We start from the raw sequence: 3260 nt of genomic DNA on the forward strand, positions 1-3260 counted from the left end.
CTGCCACCAGTCGGCCGGGGCCTGCTCGGACCACAGGGGCTCGGGGGCCGAGAGTGACAGCGCGCTGCCGGCGGTGCCGACGATGCGGCCGCTGCCGTCCAGCAGCAGCAGCTTGACTTCGGAGGTGCCGAGGTCGATTCCAAGGTACATCAGGCGGGTTCCTCGGCTTCTGCCACGGCGACGCCGCTGTCGGTCAGCGGCAGGGCCGGGCGGGTCAGGCGGTAGCGTGCCAGCGCTGCGGCGCCAATGGCGACGGCATTCGCACCAAAGCGTGAGGTGCGCACGCTCGGCGGTGTCAGGTTGGCCGCGGCGGCGTAGTCGTTCAACGTGGCCAGCGCCGGCTTCAGGAAGNGCCGGGGTCGTAGGCGGTGGCCAGGTTCTGCAGCAGCACGCCGAGATAGCGGCCGGCGGAGGAGACGGCCTGCAATGTCTCGGGATCCTCGTCGACGAGATGGGCGCGCACCTCGGACAGCGAGCGCAGCGCCGTGGCGTCCTCGCCATCCTCTTCTTTGCGGCCGAGCATGGCGCGCGTGGCGACCAGCGCTTCGGCACAGCCGCGGCGGCCACAGGAGCAGCGCGGGCCGTTCAACTGAAGCACCATGTGGCCCACCTCGCCGGCAAAGCCGCGGCTGCCGGTCAGCAGGCGATCACCGACGATGACGCCGGCGCCCAGGCCCTGGTTGATGGACACGTACAGCAGCGGGTCGGAGGCCGGCGCGGGGTTGAACTCCATCTCGCCCAGCGCCGCCACGTCGGCTTCGTTCTGGATGAACAGCGGCACGCCGGCGAGCAAGGAGTCCTGCAGCTTCTCGCTGAGAAGCGCACCGAAGGGAACGTCGCGCCAGCCGAGGTTGGGCGCGAAATGCAGCACGCCACGCGCCTCGTTGACGCCGCCCGGCAGGCCGACGCCGATGCCCAGCACCTGCTGGTCGGCGTCGAGCTGCCTGCGCAGCTTGAGCAGCGCCGTGGCCAGACTGGCGATGCAGGCCTTGGCCGAGCGGCCGGCGCTGTAATGGGTGACGGTGGAGGCCTGGATCTCGCCGGTCAGCGAGGTGGCGACCACGCGCACGGATTCGATGCCCACCTCGGCGCCGAGCAGCAGCAGGCGGCCGGGGTCGATGAACAGCGGGGTGGGGCGGCGGCCCAGGTCGCCGGTGGCGACGACCTCGCGCTCCGCGAGCCAGCCCTCCTGGATCAACTCGCGCACCAGCATGCTGACGGTGGACTTGGTCAGCCCCACGGCGCCAGCCAGGTCGGCACGCGAAAGCCCGGGGTGGGCGCACAGGTGGCGCACCAGGGCCATGCGGTTGATGACCTTGAGCAACTGTTGACTACCGGCGGCTTCAGCCTGCAAGTCTTGTCTCCTTGTTGGTGCTTTGATATCGGCCTTGGTGCATATTAGTTCGATCGTCGCACGAAGTAAATTGGGTGAAAGCACCTAGCGCAATTCGCCACAGGCCATCGAAGATTCACGCCGCTCCGCATGCCGCCACACCATTCCGGTGCGCCCGGCAGTCCTCGCGGGTTCATCCGGATGTCAGACCTTTCCCTTCGCAAGATCGTCATCGTGGGCGGCGGCACCGCCGGCTGGATGGCGGCCGCGCCGCTGGCCCAGCTGTTCGCGCGCGCCGGTGCGCGGCGGCCGGAGATCGTGCTGGTCGAGTCGCCGGACATCGGCACCATCGGCGTCGGCGAGGCGACGCTGCCGCCCATCCGTGCCTACAACAAGACGTTGGGCCTGGACGAGGCCGATTTCGTCAGGCAGACGCAGGGCAGCTTCAAGCTGGGCATCGAGTTCCGCGACTGGGGCCATGTCGGCAATCGCTTTTTCCACGGCTTCGGCGATTTCGGCCCGGCCATCGAGGGCCGCTCGCCCTGGCAGCATTGGCTGCGGCTGCAGCGCAGCGTTGCCGACATGCCGACCTACGAGGATTGGTCCACGCCGACCGTCATGGCGCGGCGCAACCGCTTCACGCTTCCCGAGGGCGGCGCGCCGTCGGCGGCCAACGCCTTCTCCTTCGCCTATCACTTCGACGCCGGCCTCTACGCCGCCTACCTGCGCGACTACGCGATGCAGCGCGGCGCGCAGCGCATCGAAGGGCTGATCGTCGACGTGGAACTGCGGCCCGAGGACGGGTTCGTCGCCGCGGTCAAGCTTCAGGACGGCCGTCGCATCGACGGGGATCTATTCATCGACTGCTCGGGCTTTCGCGCGCTGCTGATCGGCGGCGCGATGCAGTCGCCCTTCGAGGACTGGAGCGAGCTGCTGCCGTGCAACAGCGCCCAGGCGGTGCCCAGCGAGCGCGTCGAACCGCTGACGCCCTACACGCAATCCACTGCCAGGGCGGCCGGCTGGCAATGGCGCATCCCGCTGCAGCATCGCACCGGCAATGGCCATGTCTATTGCAGCAGCTTCATCAGCGACGACGAGGCGGCTGCCACGTTGCTGGCCGGGCTGGACAGCAAGGCACTGGACACGCCGCGACAGTTGCGCTTCACCACCGGCCGGCGCAAGCAGGGCTGGGTCAAGAATGTTGTCGCCATCGGCCTGTCGTCGGGGTTCCTGGAGCCGCTGGAGTCCACGAGCATCCAGCTCATCATGGACGCCGTCGGCCGCCTCATCCAGTTCCTGCCCGACCGCAACTTCAAGCCTCACCTCGCGGCCGAGTTCAACCGCCTGATGGCCCGCCAGTACGAGTCCATCCGCGATTTCATCGTGCTGCACTACAAGGTGACGGCACGGCGCGACAGCGAGCTGTGGCGCTATTGCGCGGCCATGCCCATCCCGGACTCGCTGGCCCACCAGATCGAGCTCTTCCGCTCGACCGGCCGGGTCGCCGTCCTCGACCCCGACAGTTTTGCCGAGCCGTCCTGGGTGTCCCTATTCCTGGGCCTGGGGTTGAGGCCCGAGGCCTACGACCCCTTCGTCGACCTCATCGACGTGCAGGCCTTGCTGCAGCACTTCGTACGCCTGCGCCAGGCCATCACTCAGACCGTGGCCGGCATGCCCGACCACGCCGACTACATCGCCAAGCATGCCCCAGCCCCTCGCCCGGTCTCGCCCGGCTGAACACCGGGCTCGGGGAGGTGGCTGGGGAGCGGCCTGGGGCTCGGGCCGCGCAAGGAATCATTGAGGAGAGACGACCAGAAGACCCGAAGAGATGAATTGAAGGGCCGGCATCGCCGCCGGCCTCCCGGAGACAACAAGGAACCAACCCGCCATGAAGTTCACCGACGGACAGTGGATGCTCCAACCGGGC

2 protein-coding genes and 1 pseudogene are annotated in these 3260 nt (G+C 68.5%); 1 reads left to right on the forward strand and 2 read right to left on the reverse strand.

What is annotated here, in order from left to right; all coding sequences use genetic code 11:
* Positions 1–150: FGGY family carbohydrate kinase (locus ASD35_RS26530; RefSeq protein ID WP_255354510.1), on the reverse strand; the 150-nt coding region annotated here is incomplete at its 3' end.
* Positions 151–352: 202 nt separating this feature from the next.
* Positions 353–1303: pseudogene (locus ASD35_RS28515) on the reverse strand (ROK family protein); the annotation flags it as partial.
* 231 nt (positions 1304–1534) lie between these two features.
* Here ASD35_RS28515 and ASD35_RS09320 point away from each other — a divergent pair.
* Complete coding sequence (locus tag ASD35_RS09320; RefSeq protein WP_056874668.1) at positions 1535–3070, forward strand: tryptophan halogenase family protein; 1536 nt, start codon at positions 1535–1537, stop codon at positions 3068–3070.
* Positions 3071–3260 lie beyond the last annotated feature (190 nt).

Origin of the sequence: Pelomonas sp. Root1444 (genome assembly GCF_001426885.1) — a bacterium.
Taxonomy (GTDB): domain Bacteria; phylum Pseudomonadota; class Gammaproteobacteria; order Burkholderiales; family Burkholderiaceae_C; genus Pelomonas.